The organism is Amphibacillus jilinensis Y1, assembly GCF_000306965.1.
Taxonomy (GTDB): Bacteria; Bacillota; Bacilli; order Bacillales; family Amphibacillaceae; genus Amphibacillus_C; species Amphibacillus_C jilinensis.
In genome coordinates, this window is record NZ_JH976434.1 from 921,072 (window position 1) to 944,972 (window position 23,901).

The 23,901-nt window shown below is 37.9% G+C and carries 20 protein-coding genes; 15 read left to right on the forward strand and 5 right to left on the reverse strand.

The window, feature by feature from the left end; all coding sequences use genetic code 11:
* Positions 1 to 289 precede the first annotated feature (289 nt).
* Positions 290 to 1,222: an alpha/beta hydrolase gene (locus tag B494_RS0104875; RefSeq protein ID WP_017471250.1), complete on the reverse strand. Its 933-nt coding sequence runs from the start codon at positions 1,220 to 1,222 to the stop codon at positions 290 to 292.
* A complete protein-coding gene (locus B494_RS0104880) occupies positions 1,219 to 1,776 on the reverse strand; it encodes a GNAT family N-acetyltransferase (protein WP_017471251.1) in 558 nt (185 codons plus the stop codon). The genes B494_RS0104875 and B494_RS0104880 overlap by 4 nt, the downstream gene beginning before the upstream one ends.
* A 124-nt stretch (positions 1,777 to 1,900) precedes the next feature.
* On the opposite strand from B494_RS0104880, the gene B494_RS0104885 reads away from it, so the two are divergent.
* From B494_RS0104885 to B494_RS18985, 15 genes are all read left to right on the forward strand, one after another.
* Positions 1,901 to 3,121 (forward strand): NAD(P)/FAD-dependent oxidoreductase, encoded by a 1,221-nt coding sequence (locus B494_RS0104885; RefSeq protein WP_017471252.1) that lies wholly within the window; start codon positions 1,901 to 1,903, stop codon positions 3,119 to 3,121.
* Positions 3,122 to 3,520: 399 nt separating this feature from the next.
* Complete coding sequence (locus B494_RS0104890) at positions 3,521 to 3,829, forward strand: PTS sugar transporter subunit IIB (RefSeq protein WP_017471253.1); 309 nt, start codon at positions 3,521 to 3,523, stop codon at positions 3,827 to 3,829.
* Between the two features lie 51 nt (positions 3,830 to 3,880).
* Positions 3,881 to 5,158, forward strand: a complete 1,278-nt coding sequence (gene celB, locus B494_RS0104895; RefSeq protein WP_017471254.1) for a PTS cellobiose transporter subunit IIC — start codon at positions 3,881 to 3,883, stop codon at positions 5,156 to 5,158.
* Positions 5,159 to 5,335: 177 nt separating this feature from the next.
* Positions 5,336 to 5,644 carry a PTS sugar transporter subunit IIA gene (locus B494_RS0104900; RefSeq protein ID WP_017471255.1) on the forward strand — a complete coding sequence of 103 codons (309 nt, stop codon included), beginning with the start codon at positions 5,336 to 5,338 and terminating at the stop codon, positions 5,642 to 5,644.
* Positions 5,645 to 5,657: 13 nt separating this feature from the next.
* Entirely contained in the window at positions 5,658 to 7,043 is a 1,386-nt protein-coding gene (locus tag B494_RS0104905) for a glycoside hydrolase family 1 protein (RefSeq protein WP_017471256.1), read from the forward strand.
* Between the two features lie 141 nt (positions 7,044 to 7,184).
* Positions 7,185 to 9,128, forward strand: a complete 1,944-nt coding sequence (locus tag B494_RS0104910; RefSeq protein WP_017471257.1) for a BglG family transcription antiterminator — start codon at positions 7,185 to 7,187, stop codon at positions 9,126 to 9,128.
* 244 nt (positions 9,129 to 9,372) lie between these two features.
* Positions 9,373 to 9,822 (forward strand): PTS sugar transporter subunit IIA, encoded by a 450-nt coding sequence (locus B494_RS0104915; protein ID WP_017471258.1) that lies wholly within the window; start codon positions 9,373 to 9,375, stop codon positions 9,820 to 9,822.
* A 3-nt stretch (positions 9,823 to 9,825) separates the two neighbouring features.
* The gene (locus tag B494_RS0104920; RefSeq protein WP_017471259.1) at positions 9,826 to 10,155 is read left to right on the forward strand and encodes a PTS fructose transporter subunit IIB; all 330 of its coding nucleotides are present in this window, start codon (positions 9,826 to 9,828) and stop codon (positions 10,153 to 10,155) included.
* 30 nt (positions 10,156 to 10,185) lie between these two features.
* Complete coding sequence (locus tag B494_RS0104925) at positions 10,186 to 11,301, forward strand: PTS fructose transporter subunit IIC (protein WP_017471260.1); 1,116 nt, start codon at positions 10,186 to 10,188, stop codon at positions 11,299 to 11,301.
* Positions 11,302 to 11,314: 13 nt separating this feature from the next.
* Positions 11,315 to 13,945 carry a mannosylglycerate hydrolase gene (mngB, locus tag B494_RS0104930; protein ID WP_017471261.1) on the forward strand — a complete coding sequence of 877 codons (2,631 nt, stop codon included), beginning with the start codon at positions 11,315 to 11,317 and terminating at the stop codon, positions 13,943 to 13,945.
* 66 nt (positions 13,946 to 14,011) lie between these two features.
* Positions 14,012 to 15,925: a BglG family transcription antiterminator gene (locus B494_RS18980; RefSeq protein WP_017471262.1), complete on the forward strand. Its 1,914-nt coding sequence runs from the start codon at positions 14,012 to 14,014 to the stop codon at positions 15,923 to 15,925.
* A 36-nt stretch (positions 15,926 to 15,961) separates the two neighbouring features.
* Positions 15,962 to 16,891 carry an ROK family protein gene (locus B494_RS0104940; RefSeq protein ID WP_017471263.1) on the forward strand — a complete coding sequence of 310 codons (930 nt, stop codon included), beginning with the start codon at positions 15,962 to 15,964 and terminating at the stop codon, positions 16,889 to 16,891.
* A 3-nt stretch (positions 16,892 to 16,894) separates the two neighbouring features.
* The gene (gene manA / locus B494_RS0104945) at positions 16,895 to 17,854 is read left to right on the forward strand and encodes a mannose-6-phosphate isomerase, class I (protein ID WP_017471264.1); all 960 of its coding nucleotides are present in this window, start codon (positions 16,895 to 16,897) and stop codon (positions 17,852 to 17,854) included.
* A 382-nt stretch (positions 17,855 to 18,236) separates the two neighbouring features.
* A complete protein-coding gene (locus B494_RS0104950) occupies positions 18,237 to 19,136 on the forward strand; it encodes a M23 family metallopeptidase (RefSeq protein ID WP_017471265.1) in 900 nt (299 codons plus the stop codon).
* Between the two features lie 15 nt (positions 19,137 to 19,151).
* Positions 19,152 to 19,550, forward strand: a complete 399-nt coding sequence (locus B494_RS18985) for a bactofilin family protein (protein ID WP_017471266.1) — start codon at positions 19,152 to 19,154, stop codon at positions 19,548 to 19,550.
* An 84-nt stretch (positions 19,551 to 19,634) separates the two neighbouring features.
* On the opposite strand, the gene B494_RS21575 is transcribed toward B494_RS18985, so the two are convergent.
* The 3 genes from B494_RS21575 to B494_RS0104970 form a co-directional block, all read right to left on the reverse strand.
* Positions 19,635 to 20,540 carry a methyl-accepting chemotaxis protein gene (locus tag B494_RS21575; protein ID WP_017471267.1) on the reverse strand — a complete coding sequence of 302 codons (906 nt, stop codon included), beginning with the start codon at positions 20,538 to 20,540 and terminating at the stop codon, positions 19,635 to 19,637.
* A gap of 96 nt (positions 20,541 to 20,636) precedes the next feature.
* Entirely contained in the window at positions 20,637 to 21,659 is a 1,023-nt protein-coding gene (locus tag B494_RS0104965) for an NAD(P)/FAD-dependent oxidoreductase (protein ID WP_017471268.1), read from the reverse strand.
* A 463-nt stretch (positions 21,660 to 22,122) separates the two neighbouring features.
* On the reverse strand, positions 22,123 to 23,808 hold the full coding sequence (locus B494_RS0104970; protein ID WP_017471269.1) for a methyl-accepting chemotaxis protein: 1,686 nt from the start codon (positions 23,806 to 23,808) through the stop codon (positions 22,123 to 22,125).
* Positions 23,809 to 23,901: the final 93 nt, after the last annotated feature.

Genomic DNA, 23,901 nt, shown 5'->3' on the forward strand with positions numbered 1-23,901 from the left:
TTGTGTTTGCTGGCAAAGCAATTGCCTCCCTTACTGTCTTACTATATATCTCATACCAAGGATTTCATCGATTAAACATTAGAAAAGCTATCCCACTCGCTCTTTAGCATACGGGATAGCTTGTCTTAGACTTGATTCTTTTAATTTTTCGCCTCAACACTTTGCTGATGAACAGCTATCTTTCGGTAAGAATGAAGCAGTGCTAGGATGATCGCCCATGACAAAGCCATATGACTAGTTTTCGATCCCCTACTATCATTAAATAGTAGTGATAACAACAACGTGAAAGTTAGTTAAGGTAAGTATCTAGAAAATGACGAACTTTATTTTGATACAACTTTGGATCGGTCCGGTTAGCTAAGCCATGTGCGGCACCTTCTATAATCAGCAACTGTTTCTCACTTGTACAAGCTCGATAGAGTCGATTAACCATTTCTGTAGGTACGAAAGCATCATCTGATCCATGAATAAATAATATAGGTACTGATGCTTTAGCTACTTGATTAAGAGCAGATGCCTCAGAAAAACTGTACCCTACACGAATTTTAGTTAACCAACTTGTCGCATTTAAAATTGGGAAAGCAGGCAATCGGTACATCCGCTTCATTTGATACGTCAACTCATCTTTGACCGACGTGTAACCACAATCAGCAATGCTTGCTTTCACTTGTTCTGGTAATGGTTCACCACTTGTCATCATCACTGTTGCCGCCCCCATTGAAACACCATGTAAAATAATTTCAACATCATCACCGATTGTTTTTATGATTTGATTAATCCAATCTAAGTAATCCAAGCGCTCATGCCAACCAAAGCCGATATATTTCCCTTCACTTTTCCCGTGTCCTCTAGCATCGGGTAATAAAATATTCATATTATACTGTTCATGATAAATTCGGGCAAACTCCTTCATGATCGACGCTTCACCAGCGTATCCGTGCGCTAACAAAACGGTTTGTCGCGTCGCTACTTTTGCAGGTAAATAGTAACCGTGCAAATCGAGGTTGTCCCTACTTGTTAATGACCAGTTTTCAAATATCTGATCATCCCACCACTTTTGATCGGATTTTACACGCTGATTTAATTCAGGGGTCATTTGTAAATCAGGGTCTTCTTGGATAAAGACTTTCTCCGCTCGTGCAATAGCAACATTGTAAAAATAAAAACTTGCTCCAAAAATGAATAACGGCACAACAATTAGCGCAATCACTAAATAGATCATGATTGATTCCCTTCCAGTACTTTCACCACTTGCCACTCCTCTTCCAACATACTCATTTCATAAAGATTCCAATACGCGTCACCCACTTTACGTGCATGACGAAGTAATCCATCAATTTGAAAACCTGCTTTTTGATAGCAACTTAATGCAGATTGATTAAAGTCAAATACACCTAGTGTTGCTCTATGTAATTGCCATTGATCAAAAATAATTTCACAAGCAGCTCTTATCATTTGTTGTCCATAACCTTGTCCTCTAACTCTAGAATTACCAATTAACACACGTGAAATGCGAGCACTTCTTTGTTTTAAGTCAACAGCAGCAATCTGCAGATGACCAACAACTTGCCCAGTTTGCTGCTCAACCACTCGATAGATATAGCGCGTTGCTCCATCTTCGTTAGCACCTTTTAAGTAAGCTTCTAATTGGTCATGTGTCAACGGATAGGTAAATTCGGATCCCGCCCATTGATATAAAAAGAATTTAGACGTATTTACATTCCAATCAATTAAGGCTTGAAAGTCATCTTTTGTAAAGTATTCTAATCTAATCATTGAAGCATCTCCCTATTATAAATTCCTTTCTTAATTTTAGCAGAATATTAGTCAATTAAGACACTTTTTTACTTGTGAATAACTATGTGGACAAATTCTCATAATAATAACAGAGGTGAAAACGATGAATATACAAACGGGCGATTTTTTTTGGCCAACCACATTAACAGACCCACCTATTTATCCTATTTTACAAGATCATTTATCTTGTGATGTGTTAATTATTGGAGGTGGAAGCAGTGGTGCTCAAATGGCTTATCAATTAGCCGAATCTCAATTAACTGTTGCGTTAATCGAAAAAAATAAAATAGCATCAGGGAGCACAAGCGCAAATACAGCACTCATTCAATATGCCGGTGAGCGTTCTTTTACAACACTATCTCATACTTTTGGTCGCGAAATAATGAAACGACATTTATTTTTATGTCGAAGTGCAATTAATGAAATTGAACAAACCTGTAGCAAACTTTCAATCAAACCAGATTTTGAGCGTAAAGATTCATTGTATTTCACAACTAAACCTGAGGACTTACAAGATATTGAACAAGAATATCAGTTGCTTCGTGAGGAAAATTGTCCTATAGATTTATTAACGGAATCAGATATTAGAGCGCGATACCCCTTTAAAAAAGCTGGCGCACTTTATTACAAAAATGACGCTCAACTTAACCCTTACCTTTACACCCATGGTTTAATCCAATCCGCTTCACAAAAAGGGGTGCGAATTTTTGAGCAAACAGAAATGAACGGTCACAAACATCACGATAACGGCGTTACGATTACGACTAAAAATGGTTTTAATATTGAAGCCAAAAAAGTTGTTTACTGCTGTGGCTATGAAGGGGTCGAATTAAAAAACGATAAAAACATTTCATTTGTAAGCACTTATACAGTTACAACAAAACCGGTTGATCCAAATCTGTTCTGGTATAATCGCACATTGATTTGGGAAACCGCACGTCCCTATACTTATATACGGACCACGCCAGATCATCGAATTATTATTGGTGGCCTCGATGAAACGACGACCTATCCTGAACAAAGAGATGCCAAACTTATTCATAAACGTGATCAGCTGATAGATAAGTTTAATTTTTTATTTCCTGACATCTCCATTGAACCTGATTCATATTTAACCGCACATTATGGCGGGACAATGGACGGATTACCGATTATTGGCGACTACTTATCGTTTCCAAATAGCTACTTTGTTTTTGCTTTTGGTGATAATGGATTGGTTTATAGTCAAGCCTTAACAAAAATAATAGCTGATGAATTGCTAAATGGCGTCAGTGAAGACTTGTTTATCTATCGTCAAGACCGACCACTACTTATTAAGCACTAAAGACTAGCCTTTTCCTCATTTTTTATTTTCGTGCGAACGCTCCATACTTTCTTGCGAATTCCTCGCTTTTCGTGCGTTCGCTCCATGCTTTCATGCGAATTCCTCACTTTTCATGCGAACGCTCCATACTTTCTTGCGAATTTCTCGCTTTCCGTGCGAACGCTCCATACTTTCTTGCGAATTTCTCGCTTTCCGTGCGTTCGCTCTATGCTTTCATGCGAATTTACCACTTTTCGTGCGAACGCATGATACTTCTTTTCGAAAGGCTATAGATTGATAACCTTTAATAAATTGCATATTTCCGTTTTGATACGGAAAAACTACACGTGGTAATGGAAGCGCTTCTAAAATACAATGCAATTGTAAGAGGCACATACCAATCTAAAAGGAGGAATTAAAATGAAAAGAATTTTATTAGCTTGTTCAGCTGGGATGTCAACGAGCTTGCTCGTCTCCAAAATGGAGGAAGAAGCGAGAGAACGTGGTATTGAAACAAAAATTTGGGCTGTCGCTCAAGACAAAGCAACAGAAGAAATGAAAGAAGCTGACGTACTTTTACTCGGTCCACAAATGCGCTTTATGAAAAAGAAATTAGATGGGCCAGCTCAAGAACAAGGGATCCCTCTAGACGTTATTGATCCTGTGTCTTATGGTCGGATTAATGGTAAAGCCGTCTTGGACAAAGCTCTTGAACTGATTGGTGATTAAAGCTGACTAAGTCATATTTTAGTCAGCTAACAAAATAAAGGAGGAAACATTATGAACACTTTTATGGATAAATTAGAAAACGTGTTGATGCCTGTTGCAGACAAGTTGAATAATAATCGTTATTTAACAGCGTTACGCAACGGATTTATGGTGGCGCTACCACTAATTATTTTTGGGTCTATCTTTGTGGTTATTGCCAACTTACCTATAGAAGATTTCATTGGAGAGGAAGCGTACAGCACCTTACAAGATACGTTAGGACCAGCATCTGCAGCAACATTAAGTATTATGGGCCTATTTGTTATTTTAGGTATTGGGTATAAAATGGTCGAGCAAAGAGAGGGCGAGTCTATCTATGGCGCCGCTGTTGCATTGGGTGCTTTTTTGATTTTAACACCTCAGGTTGTAGATGAAGTAAGCGGCGTAATTCCGACATCAGCGTTAAGTGCTCAAGGTATGTTTTTAGGTATATTTACTGCATTTATTGCAGCTGAGTTGTATCAATATTTTGTGAGCAAAAACTTTACCATAAAAATGCCTGCTGGTGTGCCCAGTGCTGTTTCTCGTTCTTTTAGTGCACTTATTCCAATCACTTTTACGTTAACCATCTTCTTAGCTATTCGAATAATTTTTGACTATACACCGTTTGAGACCGTACAAAATTTTATATATACAGTTATTCAAGAACCTTTAACTGCTCTTGGCAGCGGCCTTCCTGCTACCTTAATTGCTGTTCTTTTAATTCAGGTCTTCTGGTTTTTTGGTTTACATGGACAAATCATTATTAACTCTGTCCTTGATCCAATATGGTATACGCTAAATGATCAAAACTATCAAGCTTTCCAAGCCGGAGAAGAATTACCGAATATTGTTACTAAGCAATTTATTGATACCTTTATTGTCGGTATTGGTGGCTCAGGGATGACATTAGCTGTTCTTATTGCTATATTTGTTGTTGCAAAAAGTAGACAAATGCGTGAATTAGGTAAACTCGGTATTGGCTCAGGTGTATTTAATGTTAATGAACCTGTTATCTTTGGTTTACCAATTATTATGAATCCACTTGTTATTATACCATGGTTACTTGCACCTGTTATTGTAGCCGCTGTCACTTATTTCTCAATGTCAATTGGTTTTGTTCCCAAACCATCCGGAGTTATTGTCTACTGGACTACTCCTCCTGTGTTAAGCGGATATCTTGCTACCGGTAATCATATTATGGGTGGCGTGATGCAACTAATTAATATGGGTATTGTCTTTATGATTTGGCTACCATTCTTAAAAGTTATGGATAAACAATATTATGAAAAAGAAAAAAACGCTGCTTAATAATAGCTTAGAAAACTTGCATCTACTCGTTTTTTTGTTAATTTGCTAGTTTTTCTTGGGCTTAGTATTTTGCGAAATTTTATGCTTTCCTAAGGTATAAAAGAAAATACGGGTTTCTAAGACTATGAAACCCGTATTGTATCTTGATCAGATTCTAGAAATTAGGGGGACAATACAATGGAACAAACAATCACTGAAATTGCATTCCAAATTATTTTATATGCCGGGAATGGTAAATCAAGCGCAATGGAAGCCATTCAAGAAGCTAAAGAAGGCAATTTTGATGCCGCAGATGAGAAAATCAAAGAGGCAAATGAAGAGCTCGGTAAAGCACATAAATTTCAAACCACCCTATTACAAGAAGAAGCACGAGGCGATGGTCAAACCGTCAATATTATCTTGATTCATTCACAAGATCACTTAATGACCTCAATGACAGTAAGAGATCTAGCTATTGAAATTATTGAAATTTACCGTAATAAATAAGGAGGATGCATGTATGACAGTAACATATCAATTTCCAGAAAACTTTTGGTGGGGCAGTGCGGCATCAGCAGCACAGACAGAGGGCTCTAATAATGGTGTCAGAGGCAAGGATATCTGGGATCAATGGTTTGCAACAGAGCCCAACCGCTTCTTCGAAGGTGTTGGGCCAGAGGTCACTTCAGATTTTTACAATCGTTATAAAGAAGATATTAAAAACATGAAAGCAATTGGGCACAATACTTTTCGAATGTCTATCTCTTGGGCCCGTCTCATTCCAGGTGGTCGAGGTGACGTCAATCAAGAAGCCGTTACCTTTTACAATCAAGTCATTGACGAATTGCTTGCCAATGATATTGAACCCTTTGTTAACTTGTTTCACTTCGATATGCCTTTTGAACTTCAAGAATTAGGGGGTTGGGAAAATAGAGAAGTGATTAGTGATTACGTTAATTACGCTAAAATAGCTTTTGACTTATTTGGTGATCGAGTAAAAACATGGTTTACCTTTAATGAACCCATCGTTCCCGTTGAAGGTGGCTACTTATATGATTTTCATTACCCTAATATCGTTGACGCTAAGCGGGCGATTCAAGTGGCTTATCACACCATGATTGCACACGCTAAAGTTGTCGACGTTTATCACAAAACCTATGACGGAAAGATCGGAATTGTTTTAAACCTAACACCTTCTTATCCACGAAGTCAAAACCCTGCTGACCTTAAAGCTTCTCATATTTGCGACTTGTTTTTTAACCGGAGCTTTCTTGATCCAGCTGTGAAAGGTGAATATCCAGAGGATCTTATTAAGCTTTTAGAAGAACACGGACACCTTCCTGTAACCGAACCGGGTGATCGACACTTATTAAAAGCAAACACTGTTGATATACTCGGTGTGAATTATTATCAACCAAGACGAGTAAAAGCTAAATCTGGTTTACCTAATCCGTATAGTCCATTTATGCCTGACTGGTTCTTTGACAATTACGAAATGCCTGGACGCAAAATGAACCCTTATCGCGGATGGGAAATTTATGAAAAAGGCATCTTTGATATTATGATAAATTTGAAAGAGAATTATGGTAATATTGAATCCTTTATTTCTGAGAACGGGATGGGTGTACAAAACGAAGAAAGATTCCTTAAGAATGGGCGAATTGAAGATGACTATCGGATTGACTTTATTAAAGAGCACTTAAAATGGCTACACAAAGCTATTGAAGAAGGTTGTAATGTGAAGGGTTACCATCTGTGGACGTTTATGGATAACTGGTCATGGATGAACGCTTATAAAAATCGGTACGGCTTTTTCTCTGTTGACCTAAAAACGCAAAAGCGAACAGCTAAGAAAAGTGCTTCTTGGTTCGCAGAAGTTTCGCAACAAAACGGCTTTAATGATTAGCAGTGAATGCATATAGCGTAGCAATTTTTATTGCTACGCTTTTGCACTTCATATAATAACGTTGCTATTTAGTTGATTTAGATTCAAATCTCGCTATGATAAAGGTAGGTCTTTCATCCAAACAAAAAGGAGGGGTGACAAGTGAACAGTCGAGCGATTAAAATATTACGCGAATTATTGGCATCTGACCAACCGATTACCAGTGACTATTTAGCCCATATCCTTGATGTTACTTCAAGAACCGTTCGTGATGACATAAAAGCACTTAATCATTCACTACACATGCACGGTGCAAAGATAAAGTCAACGCGTGGGACAGGTTACGAGTTACTCATTAATGACGACCAAAATTTTAGGCACTATTTAAATCAGTCTTTAAATCATGTTTCACAAGAGCAAGCACTATTAGATTCACCTGATGCACGGATTAGATACTTAGTTAAACGCTTTTTACTCGCAGAACGTTATTTAAAGCTTGATGACTTGTGCGATGAAATGCATATTAGCAAATCAACGATCCAGAGTGATCTCAGAAGTGTTAAAAAAATGTTAGAAAAACATGATATCTATCTCGATAAAAAACCGAATTATGGACTGAAAGCAATCGGGAATGAAGTTAAACTTAGGTTTGCCATGTCTGAATACATTTTTGATCGAAGTGAGACGGGTTCCAAAACGATTTGGCGAGACCAATTATCAACAATAGCAGATGCCGATAAAGAACAGTTAGATAAAGTATGGTCCGTCATTATTAATCAAATAAAAGAAAATCATATCTCATTAGCTGACATCGCGATAAACAATCTTTATATCCATATTGCGATTGCCTACAAACGTATAAAGAGCGGACACCAGGTTTCTTTAATCAATCAAGAGTTTGATGAAATCACGAAGCAGAAGGAATACCGTGTGGCTCATCATATCGTTCGTGCTGCTGAAGAGATATTCATGGTCAAATTCCCTCCGGAGGAAATTGCCTATATTGCTATTCACTTACTTGGAACAAAGATGGTCAGTCAAACCAATATGAGTGAGGCAGAGCTTGAGAATATTATGGAAAAACAAATTCAAATCATGACCACGAAAATATTAGATGCATTAGAAGCAAAAATGCATCTTGGTATACGTCATGATAAAGAATTACTAATTGGTTTAGGACTTCATCTAAAACCAGCTATTAATCGTTACAAATACGGGATGAATGTAAGGAACCCCATGCTACAAGATATAAAGTTGAATTACCCTCTCGCTTTTGAAGCTGGCATTATCGCAGGTATCGTTTTAGAACAAGAAATGGATGTTTCCATCGATGAGAATGAAATTGGTTATATTGCATTGCATATTGGTGCAGCCATTGAACGAAAAAAGATGCAGTCCAGCCCCATGTGCTGTTACATTGTTTGTGCTTCTGGACTAGGCAGTGCCCACCTCATTAAGTATAAATTAAAAGCCGTATTTGGCTCTCGAATTGAAGTAATGGGCACAACAGAATACTATAAGCTAAAACAGATTCCTTTTGACAAAACCGATTTCATTGTTAGCTCTGTACCGATTAATGAAGATCTACCGGTACCTGTTATTGATGTTAATGCGATTTTATCTGATAAAGACATCGCTAAAATTGAAGCATTTGTCGAGGAAGATATCGATCATGTTTTTGAATATATTCAAGAGGATCTCTTGTTCTTAAATAAAGATCTACAAACACAAGATGAAGTTCTTGCTTTCTTAGTTGATCAAATCAGTAAGACAACCAAGTTACCAGATGACTATTTAAAACGCATTTATGAACGTGAAGAAATTGCACCGACAGCATATGGTAATCTTATCGCTATTCCCCACCCAATCACAGCACAAACAAACGACACGTTCTTAACGATCTGCACACTTAAAAAACCCATTGACTGGGCAGATAAGCGTGTGCAATTTGTTTGTTTATTAAATGTTGAAAAAGATAGCAAGGAAGACTTACAACATATGTATGAAATGCTCGGTAAGATGGTGGATAACCCTAGTTTAATCCAGCAATTGGTGCAGTGCAAAAATTATCGAGATTTCATTAATACATTGCTAGCACAAAATTAATAAGAGGCCCCTCCCTCCTTTTAAATTTAAGTTCATCGCATTTCTCAAGATGACCTCTTTATTTTTCATTCTTAACAACTACTACACCTGCCCCGTAGTAGTTGTTTATTTTTCATCATTTAAACAACCATTTTAAACTAATCTAATTTGTTCCACTCGTTTTGGAAGAATATTAAATTAAAGATTAATCAATCCTAAGCTATAGTATACATATAGAAAGCGTTATCAAAAGGAGGGTGACAGATTGCTTATTACAGAGAAACAGATTTATTTAAAGCAAACATTCAAAGATAGAAATGAGGTACTCGCGTTTATAGCTGAACAGGCGATGAATCAAGATGTCATCAACAATAAATCACTGCTTTTTGATGACTTCATAGCTAGAGAAGGTGAATATTCAACTGCTGTTCAAGAAGGCATTGCCATTCCACACGCAAAAAGTGCAGCGGTTAAGAAACCACAACTTTATTTTGTCAGTTTAGAAGAGCCTATCAGTTGGGCATCACCTGATCAATATCAGGTAAAGGTTATCTTTGCCATCCTTGTTCCAAAAGAAGAAGCGGGAACAAAACACATTGCTATTCTATCAGCATTAGCATCTCGACTCATGGATGACGACTTCCAAGAGGCAGTCTTTGAGATTGATCAAGAAACACAGCTATTAAACTTACTTAAGAAAATTGAGGAGGTGTAAAAAATGAAATTTGTTGGTATCACATCATGTATTGCCGGACTTGCACACACACCAATGGCGGCTAAAGCACTAGAAAAAGCAGGCGACAAACTTGGGCATGAAGTAAAGATTGAACAGCAAGGTGCTATGGGGATTGTTAATCAATTGAAAGCTTCTGACATAAGCGCAGCAGATGCTGTGATTATTGCGGCTGACCAATCGATTGAAGGAGAAGATCGCTTTAAAGGCAAACCCATTATTCGAGTGAAACTAGGACAAGTCGTTTCAAACGGTGAAACCGTGTTAACTAAAATCGTAAAAGTAATCACCGAAAAAACGCAATCAAGTAAATAACTAACAAAAAATAGTTAAGGAGGGTTTTACATGAAAAACAAGGTTCATGAATTTAAAAACCATTTGATGTCTGGTATTTCCTATGTATTACCTGTTATTATTTCAGGTTCTTTGGTTGTCGCAGTTGCAAAAATTGTCGGATTTTTGTTTGGCGAAACCGATTTAAACGCATTTGCTGATTCTAGCGGTATTCTCTACTATGCTTATCTATTTGAACAAGTCGGATGGACGGCTATCGGTTTACTTAATATCGTTTTAGGTGCTTATATCGCTCATTCCATCTCTGGAAAGCCAGGGCTTGCAGCCGGTTTAGTAGGTGGTGCACTAGCAAGTAGTACAAATGCCGGCTTTTTAGGCGCTGTACTTGCCGGTTTCTTTGCTGGCTGGTTGACTAATTGGGTTAAAAACAATATTAAATTAGAAGGTTCCTTTGCCAGTGCTGTCCCTCTTATTATCTTACCTTTAATTACGGTAGGTGCAACAGGCATTTTAATGGCTCTTATACTTGGACAGCCACTCGGATGGTTAAACACCTCGCTGCTTGAGTGGATTACAGATATGACACAAGGCAGTACAAACAATGTCGTTCTAGCAGCAATACTAGGTGGCATGATTGCATTTGACATGGGAGGTCCTGTCAACAAAGCTGCTTGGATGGCCGGAAACGCGTTATTAATCAGCGGTGTATACTTACCAGCTATTATGGTAAATGCAGCTATATGCGTACCGCCATTAGGCTATGGATTAGCCACATTAATTAAAAAGAACAATTTTTCTAATGAGTTAAAAGAGTCAGGAAAAGGATCTCTAATTATGGGCATTATCGGCATTACTGAAGGTGCTATTCCTTTTACATTAAAAAGTCCATTAAAATTAATTCCATTAAACGTTGTTGCCGGAGCCGCAGGTTCTGCTACTGCGATTTTACTTGGTGCACATGATGTTATGCCTCCAGTAGGTGGTGTCTACGGGTTTTTCTCAGTGGGTAGTGGTTGGGCTTATGTGATAGGGATTTTAGTTGGTGCTTTCATCATTGCATTTGGGGCTAATACATTAGTGAATTTTAACGATGAAAAACAAACAGCAAGTCAAGCAGAGACAGTAGCAACAGAAGATGATATCGAATTAGATTTTGACACATTGTAGGAAGGAGATAGCTATGACGAAAACAAAGGTTCATGTGATACCACATTCACACTGGGATCGAGAGTGGTATTTTACCTCATCACGTTCAACAGTATATTTAATTAAGCATATGAAAGAGGTACTTTCAACATTAGAGGAAAAGGCGGGTTTCCATTTTTACTTAATGGATGCCCAAACTTCCTTAATTGAAGATTATTTAAACTATTGTCCTGAAGATGAAGCACGCATTAAGAAATTAGTATCAGAAAAGCGATTATTGACTGGACCTTGGTACACACAAACCGATCAATTAGTCATTTCGCAAGAATCCGTTGTTAGAAATTTATTATATGGCACACGCTTCTCAGACCAGTTGGGTCACACATTTAAAATGGGCTATGTACCAGATGCTTTTGGCCAAGGGGCAAATATGCCTCAAATATACAAAAGTTTTGGGATTGAGCGCTTCCTCTTTTGGCGAGGTGTGGCAGATAATCGTTTAAAACAAACAGAATTTGTTTGGGAAGGAAGTGACGGCACTCAAGTAATGGCTGTTCAAATGCCTTTCGGTTATTACTATGGTGGAAATATTCCTGAAGCTATTGAAGACACAAAAACTTATCTAACTGACATGATTGGCGCGCTAGAAGATAAAGCATCAACTAAACACGTCTATTTCCCAAATGGTTTTGATCAAGCACCCGTAAGAAAAAACCTTCCTGAACTAGTAGAAATGTTTAATCAAATTGATAAAGAACGTTCATATGTGATTAATTCACCTGAAATATTCTTTGACGAAGTAGAAAGCGACGCAAGTCAATTACCGATCATTACTGGCGAGCTAACAGAAGGCAAACATAGTCGGATTCACAAATCGATCTTTTCTACTCGTGCTGACTTAAAACAAAAAAACAATCAACTTGAAAACTATCTAACCAACTGTGTAGAGCCAATTCTTACAATCAGTCATTCACTTGGCAACGTATATCCACATAAGCAGCTTGAGGAAATATGGAAATTAATGTTTGAAAATGCAGCGCATGATAGTATTGGTGGTTGTAATAGTGACGAAACAAACCAAGATGTGATGTTCAGATATAAAGTTGCACATGATAAGGCAAAAAACTTGCTCGATTTGCATATGCGCCTGGTTAGTGAACGGATCCCTTACCAACAGGACTTGAATTTTACCCTTTTCAATCCCTTACCTTATCAACGATCAGGAACGTTTAAAGTTACATTATATATCCCGGAAGAATCCTTTACCATTAAAGACATGAACGGACAGGATATTCCGTATACCATTCTAGATAAAGCGGATGTGACAGAGTATGTGTTGAATCAAACCATTCAATTAGATCCTAGTAAGGACATTTACTTACCTAAGAAAATATATTTAGCTAATCTTTTAATCTCTGTACAAAATACAACGGGCTTAGGCTATACTAGTTATTACTTAGATCTAGACAAAGAAGCACCAAAACAAGAATTACTCACTTCATTTAAACGCTCAATCGAGAATGACTTTTATAAAGTGAGCTTAGCAGACAATAATACGTTAACGATTACCGATAAACAAAGCGGACGCACATTTGTTGATCAAATGTTATTTGTAGAAAATGGAGATGATGGCGATTCATATAATTACTCTCCTCCCCGTAATGACTTGTTCATTACGTCTAAAGAAAGCGAGTGTTTAAGTGTAAAGCACGAAGTAGGAAAACTTGAAGAAAGACTAACCATTAAATTAAAAATGCTCGTACCTTATAACCTTAAAGATCGAGCGGCCGGCATTAATGATCACCCTTTTATTATTGACGTACACGTCTCTCTTCGCAAAGATGAAGCATGGTTGCGTTTTGATGCAAAGGTAGATAATCACGTGCTAAGCCATCGACTAACCGTTCAATTTGATACCAAATTGGCACATCAGTTTTCAACAGCTGATCAATTATTTGGGGTAATTAATCGTCCAGTAAGGTTACCAGAAATGGATGTTTGGGAGAAGGAAAAATGGCATGAAACACCGATCTCAATTGAACCTATGCAAAGCTTTGTTGCGCTTCATCAAGAAGAACAAACCGTCGCCGTCTTAACAGAGGGCGTTCGGGAATATGAAATTGTTGGCGAAAACTATGACACGATTCAGTTAACCCTATTTAGAACATTTAGTCATATGGGGAAAACAGATCTCTTGTATCGACCTGGACGGGCATCTGGTGAAACCATTGTAGAAACTCCGGACGCCCAACTGCTAGGTGAAGTCTCCTCATCATTTGCACTTGTTTACAAGGGGTGCTCATTTGATGAAGCAGAAATAGCTAAACTGGCCAAAGCGTATCTTTCACCTATGCAAGCTTATCAGTTCTCTGATTTTCTAAATGGAAGATTGATTTATGCTTTTCGTGATGAAGAAAAAACGAACCCTTTAACTTATCAGTTAGCAAACTTCGATGAGATGACAGCTGGTGTTAGCGCAATCAAGAAAACAGAAGATTCAGATCATTATCTTATACGGGTGTTCAATCCCTATTTAAATCAGTTAGCAACGATAGCTCAACAACTCGTTGATTATGGTCAATTTGTCCAGTTAGATGAACAAACACCGGACCAGTTAGTCTCTCAATTAACAGCAAATCAATTTAAATCGATTATCTTATCATAATACAATGATCGAGGACTAAGATACTTAGTCCTCTCATTGTCATCACTGAAATAAGGAGAGGACGCTATGTTTAATGAACGCAGAAAAAATAAATTAGTTTACTTAATTGAAGAATCTCCTTATCAGCTTAATAGCGAAAAAATCGGACAGATAATGAAGCTATCTGCTCGAACGATTCGGAAAGATATTAAAGAAATTAATGACACTAATCATACCGGATTTTCAATTGCTAACAAAGTAGGCAAAGGTTATTATTTGAATATATATGATCAATACACCTTTGATCAGTTCAGAGACAACAATAATGAAAGTCATTATTTTGATGTAAATATTAAAGAAGAACGTGTCAAATATGTCGTGTATTTACTATTAAATGAAGCGACAAATGGAACAATCGAGGAATTAGCTGAGAAAATGTTTATCAGTCGATCGACATTGACAAATGATTTGGATCACGTTCGTCAGCTATTGGAAAACTATAACCTTTTGCTTTACTCCAAAGTGGGCAAAGGCATTTGGATAGAAGGTAATGAAAACCATAAACGTTTTCTTCTATTATCTTTAATTGATGAGAAACTAGCTGAAGAAAATATGCTGTCCTATTTCAAATGGAAAGGTCAAGATCAAGCATTTATGCTGTTAAAGGATATGGTCCCTCATTTATTTAAAGACTTCCACCTTTATATGACTGACGATAATGTAAATAATTTAATCTATCATATCCTCATTATGAAAGAACGCATCGAAATGGGGTTTACGATTGAGGATAGCATCCCCTTTGAGCGAACAGAACAAGAACAAATTTTATTCGACGAATTAGTAACTTGGCTAGAGAACTATTTTCAATTGTCCATTCCTGAACAAGAACGAGCTTACCTATTCTTACAAATTAAAAGCAAGATTATTGTTGATAAACATAAAAATCTAGAAAAGATGACGGTTGTTAAACAATATATTCATTTATTAATAGAAGAAATTAATAGAAGTTATTACTACGATCTAGCAAACGATGAGCAATTAAAGTTGGATTTGCAAAGTCACATTTATTCCATGATTTATCGGGTTGAACATGATATTCGTATCCGTAATCCAATGGAACAACATATTAAGCGTTATTACCCATTAGCCTTCGAAGTCACGATGTATGCGGTTGAAGCGATTAAAGATACCTTTAATTATGTGATTAATCAAGGTGAAGTCGCTTATCTAGCACTACACATCGGAGCGTCACTTGAGCGCAATTACCAAATTGAATATGCTAGACATAATTCATGCTTGATCGTATGTGGTTCAGGAGCTGGAACAGCACGAATGATTGAAACAACAATTAAAAAAACAATGCCTGATTTGTTTGTGACGAAAACGGTTAGTGCTCAATCCTATAATGAGATGGAATATATCGAGGAAGATGTTGTTATTACGACAATAGATGTGAAACAAAAAAACAAACCTGTCTATAAAGTCGATAAGTTACCGACCAAATCGCAATTAATTGATTTAGATCAGCGTATCACTGACGAATTAGCTCATCATACAGACCTTTTTGATCGGTTTTTCTCACCCGCCTTTTTTTTCAAAGGGGATTATTCCGGTAAAGATCATTTAATTGAATCTGTATGCAAAAAGTTAAAGCTGTATGGAGCTATTGAGCATGAAGCAGTATTTATTGAATCGATTCAGGAAAGAGAAAGGTTAGGGTCTACGGTTTTAGGGGAAGGAATAGCGATTCCCCATCCTATGCTAATGCTAGCAAAACAAACAAAGGTTGCAGTCGTGATTCTAGATAAACCGCTCTATTGGGCAGATGACCAAGAGGTTGAGCTCGTCTTCTTGTTGGCTATTAGTAAGGAAGATTACGAGCAAACCTTGAATATTTATGACTTTTTAGTCGAAGTTATTCGGAGAAATTACGCCGAAAAATTAGCAGGCTCTATTCATTTCAAACACTTTACCGAAATTTCCAAACAGTTATATTTATGACTATTTATTACAAAACTTAACAAGGAGGTTTATGCCATGCATGCAGTAGGCATTGACATAGGGGGCACAAAGATAGCCATTGCGCTTGTTAATCAAGCAGGTCAAATCATTAACCAAGATAAACTTAACACCGACTTAACAATTACACCTCGTCTTATGATTGAACGGGTTAACCAATCCGTAGAAACATTAATCAATGAAGCTAATCTTGACCTTGAACAGATAGGCGGGATTGGTGTTGGCGCACCCGGCCCACTCAACAGCCAAAAAGGATTGATCACCAGACCACCGAATCTAAAACACTGGGTTAACGTCCCCGTTGTCGAACAGATTCAACGTTTCTTTAACTTACCTGTTCGCTTAGAGAATGATGCGAACGCAGCTGCTCTTGCAGAAAAATGGATCGGAGCAGCTCAACCTAATGACGATTTTGTTTATCTGACAATTAGTACAGGTATCGGTACTGGCATTTATGCCAACGGTCAATTAATGACAGGTTCGCGTGGTAACGCTGGTGATTTTGGCCATACCGTTATTGATCCTAGCTTTGGTCAATGTCAATGCGGACAATACGGCTGTCTTGAGCACATCGCCTCAGGTACAGCGATTGCTAGAAAAGGATCTGAGCTTGTTGGAGAATCACTATCGACTGCAGACGTTTTTTCCCGCTATCAGCTCAAAGATCCCATTCTACAACCATTTATTAACGATATATTTCGTGTGCTTGGCGCGGCTTGTGTCTCTCTTATCAATACATTTGATCCTGAAAAAATTGTTATAGGTGGTGGTGTATCTAGAGTTGGTGATGTATTATTTAAAGAGATAAGGAATTACATCAAAAGATATGCACTAAATCCTGATAGCAGGGAGACAGCCGTTGTTCCAGCAAAACTTGATCAGGATGCTGGCGTGCTCGGTGCAGCTGCACTGATTTTAAATAATACAGCTAATATACAAGGGGGCTAACACATGTATAATCAACCTATTTTTCTTGCACCCATTTTTCAAGAAAGAATTTGGGGGGGAACTAAATTAAAGACACTCTTTCAATATGACATACCTAACACCCATACTGGTGAAGCATGGGTGATCTCTGCCCATGAGAATGGACCAAGTCACATTATCAATGGCGATTTAGCGGGAAAGACGCTGACTGAAGCTTGGGAGAACTATCCCGAACTTTTTAATAAGCCAAGTAACAGTAATACCGCTTATCCATTGCTAGTTAAAATCTTAGACGCAGCTGATGATTTATCTGTACAAGTCCACCCTAACGATCGTTACGCTCAAGACATCGAAGGACAGCCTTATGGAAAAACAGAATGTTGGTATGTCCTTCAAGCAGAAGAAGGGGCAGAAATCGTTTTTGGACATCATGCGCAGTCTTCAGAAGAATTTTCCAAGTTGGCCAAAAACGGTGATTGGGATAGCTTGCTTCGTTACGTTCCTGTTCGCGCTGGAGACTTTATCTATGTGCCAAGCGGATCGATTCACGCTATCGGTAAGGGCATTGTTATTTTGGAAACACAGCAAAGCTCAGATATTACATATCGTGTTTATGATTATGATCGTACCGATAATCAAGGAAAGAGACGCGAGTTACATTTAGATGCATCAATTGAAGTAACAACAGCACCACACCAAGATCCAGCTATTAGACAAACTGAAATCACTCGCCAAGGATTAACGATAAAGAAACTCGTAGAAGAGCAATATTTCACTGTCTATCACTGGGACTTGTCTGGAGAAGTTAAACAAGAACGCAATGCCGATTTTATTCAAGTCAGTGTTATTGATGGAAAAGCAGTACTGACCATTAATCAACAGCATTACACAATAAAGAAAGGCGACCACTTCATCATACCGGCTACAGTTAACCATTATAGCTTATCTGGAGAAGCTGAGATGATTATTTCACACCCTAGTTAATCAACGAACCTTCAATCGGTAGGCGTTTTACGGACGATTATCTGTGATGCAGAGATTAAGCAACGTGTATCCCTTTGCTTAATCTCTTTTTATACTTCCTCAGCACCACGCATACTCCCCGTTATTAAACACTATTATTTGCCTAGATCGACATGCTCTTTGATCACAGGTACGCTTTATAGTACGAATCACTCTATAACACGAATCGACCTTAGTCAATTTGTCACTTTTTTTATTTCAAATTGATTACAAAACCTCATAATCTCTTGATAAAAATTAGGTAATTCAGTATGGTATTAGTGGACTAAGTATAATATTGGGTGTTTTCAGCTAAATTTAGCGTATTTTCTGCGAAAGGAGTGTAGACACACTGAAACGGAAAATGTTTAAATCGAAAAAATTAACTTTTACACTTATATCAAATCAGGCAAACAAGCCTGTTAAGCGGATCGCACTGCCTTATTTTGTTGTTTTGTTTCTTGCCATTTTATTTCTTTTACCTATTACACTACTCATCTACCATGGTACTTTAAACAAACAATTATTAACAACAAACGCCTCTTTGAGCGATCAGGTTGAACACTTAGAAGAACGTAAAGAAGTATTGTCTATGTCATTAGACGAACTAAAAAGTGAACGCGACACCGTGATCGAACGTTTTGAAGCATTAGACGAAATTGAAGAACAAATTCATGAATACATAACGACATTACCCGATGAAGCATTAGGTGGCATCGAGATCCCGCTAAGCACGGAGGAATTATCCTCGATAGATTCTGATGATACTAACGCTATTTTAGAAAGTTCAGCTTGGCTAGAGCGTTACCAAGAAACATTAACTAACATTGAACAGCTCGAAGAAAACTTACAATATATACCGACGGCCTGGCCAACCGAACCGAATACGATTACGTCCTCATTCGGTCCAAGAAACGATCCTTTTAATAGCACGCAAGCGATGCACTCCGGAATGGATGTCCGCGGAGCTATAGGGACTCCTATTTATGCAGGTGCAGATGGTGTTGTTACCCTTGCTCAAAACCACGGTGGTTATGGGAAAACGATTATCATTGATCATGGCGGTCAATATGAAACATTATATGCACACTTAAATGCAATCGATGTTAATCGCGGTGATCAAGTGACAAAAGGGGAACAGATTGGAGAATTAGGCAATACAGGAAGAAGTACTGGCCCCCACCTCCATTATGAAGTCATCAAAGATGGCGTACCTGTCGATCCTGAAGATTACATTAATTTTTTTGATAATGAAGACGAATAAGAGAGGATTTTTAACTTGCTAAAAGGAAAGAAACAAGAAGACATCATTGACACGGTTATCGGTAAAGATACAACGATTGAAGGGAAAATTTCATTATCAACAAGCCTTCGAATCGATGGTAAGGTTCATGGAGAAATTGAATGCAATGGCGATGTCTTTATCGGAAAAGATGGCTTTGCTGAACCTTCTATTAAAGCTAAAAATGTCGTTATTGCCGGCGAAGCCAAAGGTGATATTGAAACAAGCGCAAAAGTACATGTGCAGTCAAGTGGTAACTTAACAGGTAATGTTACGTCAACAGGAATTATTATTGATGAAGGTGGTATCTTTAACGGATCAAGTACTGTTACAGCAAAAGAACGGAAAAGCTCAAAGCGAAAACCAGAACTCACAAGCAACGATGAAAATAAATAACTTGAAAAAAGCTATCAACTTCACTCGGTCTTATTAGCGAAGTTGATAGCTTTGATATATTAATAGCGTCGAACTCTTATTTTATTAGATAATCTCCATCACTTCTCGTGCTTGTTGGGCCAAATCTTCAGCAGCACTCAATACGTTCTTAAAGTCAGAACTTGCTGTCTTAATATCTTCTTGAGTTACAGTCACGTTATCTTGAACAGCCACTGTGCTTTCAACCATTCGATTAATTTCTTCTGTAATCCCTTCAATTTTTTGTCTTATCTCTACAATTGAACCTTCCACACCAGATGCAAGTTTCCTGACCTCACCGGCGACCACATTAAAACCTAGCCCGTGTTCTCCCGCCCGTGCGGCTTCAATTGCTGCGTTTAAAGCAAGTAAATTTGTCTGCGAAGCAATCCCACGTATCGTCTTAACTATATCTTGAATTGAGTCCGTTTGCTTTTGTAAAGCGATCAGTGTTTGATGACTATTTTGATAAACCTTTGCCATCTGATCAATTTTACTTGATATAGCTTCACTCCGAATGATGCCTGTTTCAGCTCGTTGATTTAAGGTATTAGACATTGCTTGCAATTCTTCTACTACTGTTTCGGCTGCATTTTGTCGCTTCGTAATATCGGTGGCTACTTTCACGACACCGATGACCTGGCTATTCGCATCAATTAACGGCATATATGTCGCCTCTAGCCAAATACGCGCTCCATTTTTCGCTTTACGATCAATCTTATCTTGAAAAGTTTGGCCAGATAATAAGTTTTGCCATAATTGACGATACGCCGAGCTATTAGCAAAATCATTAAAACAAAATTGTTTATGATCCATACCAATCATTTCCTGCTCTTGATAACCCATTGTTTGAGCGAACGGCTTATTAACATAGGATACTTTACGCTCCAAATCAAAACGTATAATAGCTAAATTTTGATCTAGTGCTTGCATAACGACATTGGTTACATCTCGTGATTCGGTCTGATTCATGATTGACTTCCCCCAAAAAATTGATGTTATCTCGAAGCGAAGATAACTATTACTTACATACCCCTTAGTGTATAGGAAGAAACCTGTTTCGTCAAACTACTTCAGCTTTTTAAACACTTCATTAGCTGATGAAACCATTGCTACTTTATCAGCTTGAGGTTGAATAAAACGTTTTGCTTGATTCACTGCATGTGCTGCATCCTGAAAAGCCCCAGCAATTAAATTTAATTTGCCATCATAGTTCATAATATCACCGGCCCCAAACACACCTGCAACTGAAGTGTTACCATAAGCTGTTCCTTTAATATAGAAATTATCTTTCCGTTCAATAGGCAAATCGCTATTGTCTAATAACGAAGCGATTTGTTCATAGCCATGATTGACCAACACATCATCGACGTCAATAACTTGTGTGCGGCTTGTTATTTGCTCCTTCACAACAACTTGACTTATTCTGCGCTGACAATCAGAAGCAATTAATTCAACCATTTCAGTGTTTAATAAGCATGTCGCCTTACCATTTAACAATGTAGAAACACTGGCTTCATGTCCTTTTAGTAAATCTTTTCGATAGACAAGGTACACTTTTTTTGCAATTGCTGATAATTCGTTAGCCCAATCAATGGCAGAATTACCACCGCCTGAAATAAGTACGGTTCGATTACGGTAATGTTCTAATGGCTTTACTTGGTAATGAAGGTTCGTTTGTTCAAAGCGTTCTGCTCCATCAAGCGTTAACTTATTCGGGTTGATCACACCACTTCCAACAGCAACAATCACGGTTTTTGATAAATGTTCACTTCCATCTCGTGTTTCCAATAAGAAAGTGCCTGATTCCATTTGACGAATAGATGTAACGGTTTGATTGAAAACAATGGTCGGTGAAAAGGTTCTGGCTTGCTCAGTCATCTGTTCAATCAATTGATAACCTGTAATAACTGGAATAGCCCCCACATCCCAAATTTTCTTTTCTTGATAAAAGCGAACTTTACCACCTAATTCACTTTGACTTTCAATGATCTTTGTTTTCATCTCACGTAATCCACTATAAAATGCCGCATACAGCCCTGCTGGTCCTCCTCCAATTATCGTCGTATCATATAATTCTATTCCACTCATTTAACCACCCTCTAAATTAAAAGATATATATAATTGCCTTTATCGTTACACGTTAAAGTATAACATATAAATTGCGACTGATAATCATTGTCATTTGTTTTTTTTATGATGTTACTGTTTTGAAGTGGACCGATAGGTAACCCCTGGAGATATTTTGAATTTAAAGGATTTTGTACTCACTCCAGTTACAGACGATCGCTTTCCGCGGGCACGGCCTCGGGCCTACAGGATGTAGGTCAGTTAGACGTTGTCCCAGGACGGGACGGGGTTAGTCTAACATTCCTCCACTGTGTGAAGAAGTACACTTCACTTAGTGGATCTTCGGACGCGTGCTGATCCCGCAGGAGTCGTCGTCTTTCACTTCCGTTTTAGCCTGAACTTGAAAATTCAGATAAGAAAGTGGAGTAATTAAAAAGGAGCCGATACCAAATCAGCTCCCTTTCTTATATTTAGATAGTTTTCACTAAGTTGTTTTAAAATGGCTAACTTCTTTAGAAAGCCCCTCAGCTAATTCTGCTAATGTTGTTGCACTATTTGAAATTTCCTCCATTGAACTCAATGATTGTTCAGATGAAGCGGCTGTCTCTTCAATTCCCGCCGCTGATTGTTCAGAAATAGAGGCGATCTCCTCAATCGATTCATTGATTTGTGCACTTTCTTGCGTAATCTCAGATAAGTTGGTGGCTACTTTCTTCACAACTTTATCCATTAAGCTAATTGAATCATTAATAGATGTAAAGTTCTCGCCTGTTTTAGCCATTTGTGTCGTTCCTTGATTAACTTCCTTATAACCTGTTTCTAATGCCTTAACCACGTCAGTTGTTTCCGTTTGAATACCATCGATAATCGTTGTAATTTCCCGAACAGAACTCGAGACATCCTCTGCTAACTTACGCACCTCATCGGCAACAACTGCAAATCCTTTACCATGCTCACCGGCTCTTGCAGCCTCAATTGCAGCATTAAGTGCTAGCAAATTCGTTTGTTCTGCAATATCATGAATCACATCAACAAGCCTAGAAATGTCTTGTGAACGTTTATCTAAACCTTCCACTTTTTGCACCGCATCCTGGACAATCTGATCAATGGTCATCATTTGTTGTATAGATTGCTCCATCATTTGAAAACCTTCATCTGTTTTTTCTAATACCATTTGTGATTCATTAGACACTTTGTTTGTATTACTGTTAGCATCGGTAATCATTTTTACAAATTGCTCCATTTTTTCTGACAGAAGCGTAACGGTGCTTGCTTGAGTCTCCCCACCAGTAGAAAGTTCTTGCATGGTTGAAGCAATCTGTTCACTTCCCTCACGCACTTCACCAGCTGATTGTGTTAACTCTTCACTTGCACTAGATACTTGATCCGTGGCACTTGCCACACTATGAATAACTTTTTGTAAATCTGACTGCATTTGATTTGCTGAACCGACAAGCTCCCCAATCTCATCTTTACGTTTGGTTAACAATGGATCAGTTCTTAAATCACCACGCGCTATTCCTTTCATTTTAATCGATAACTGACCTAGTGGGCCACCAATTGCTTGCCCCATGTAAATACCTAACCCAATCGCGACGACTACAGCTGCTACGGAAATTGCAAGAATAACCAAGCGAATGATTTCGTATGTGCTGGCGCTATTATTATAATCTTCACCGGCTATCTCTAAGTTGATATCTCTTAGTTGTTGTAAATCAGCGCTAAATGTATTAAAAAACTCACCACCTACCACAATACGCAATGAGGCTTCCTCAAAATCACCTGCCATAATTAAAGAGGCATTCTCTTCTACGGACTGGCTGTAAGCGTTCCAATCATCCAACATGCTTTCAAAAACATCTACTTCATCTGCTTGCATAGTATTTGTATCAAATTGATCAAGCAATCCGTTGATTTGTTCAATATTCTCCAACGCATTAGACGCTCTTGTCTGATCCTCTTCTACCACACCCGAAAGCATTTGAACCCGTACGTTCTCACCTAACTGAATCACTTCTGTTAATCTCCCTAAAGGATGAACACGATCTTGGTACATAGTCTGAGTGTATCGATAGACATTTTGCAAACTAAAATAAGCCGTTACTGCAATTACTAGGAGTAATCCAGCAATTGACAGATATGATACAATTAATTTCCCCTTTATTTTCATTTCTACCTTCCCCCTCTTGAAGTAAATGCCTATCACTTTATCAACTTATCAACTTATCTTTAAATTTCTAGGCATATTTAATCTTGTTGTCAT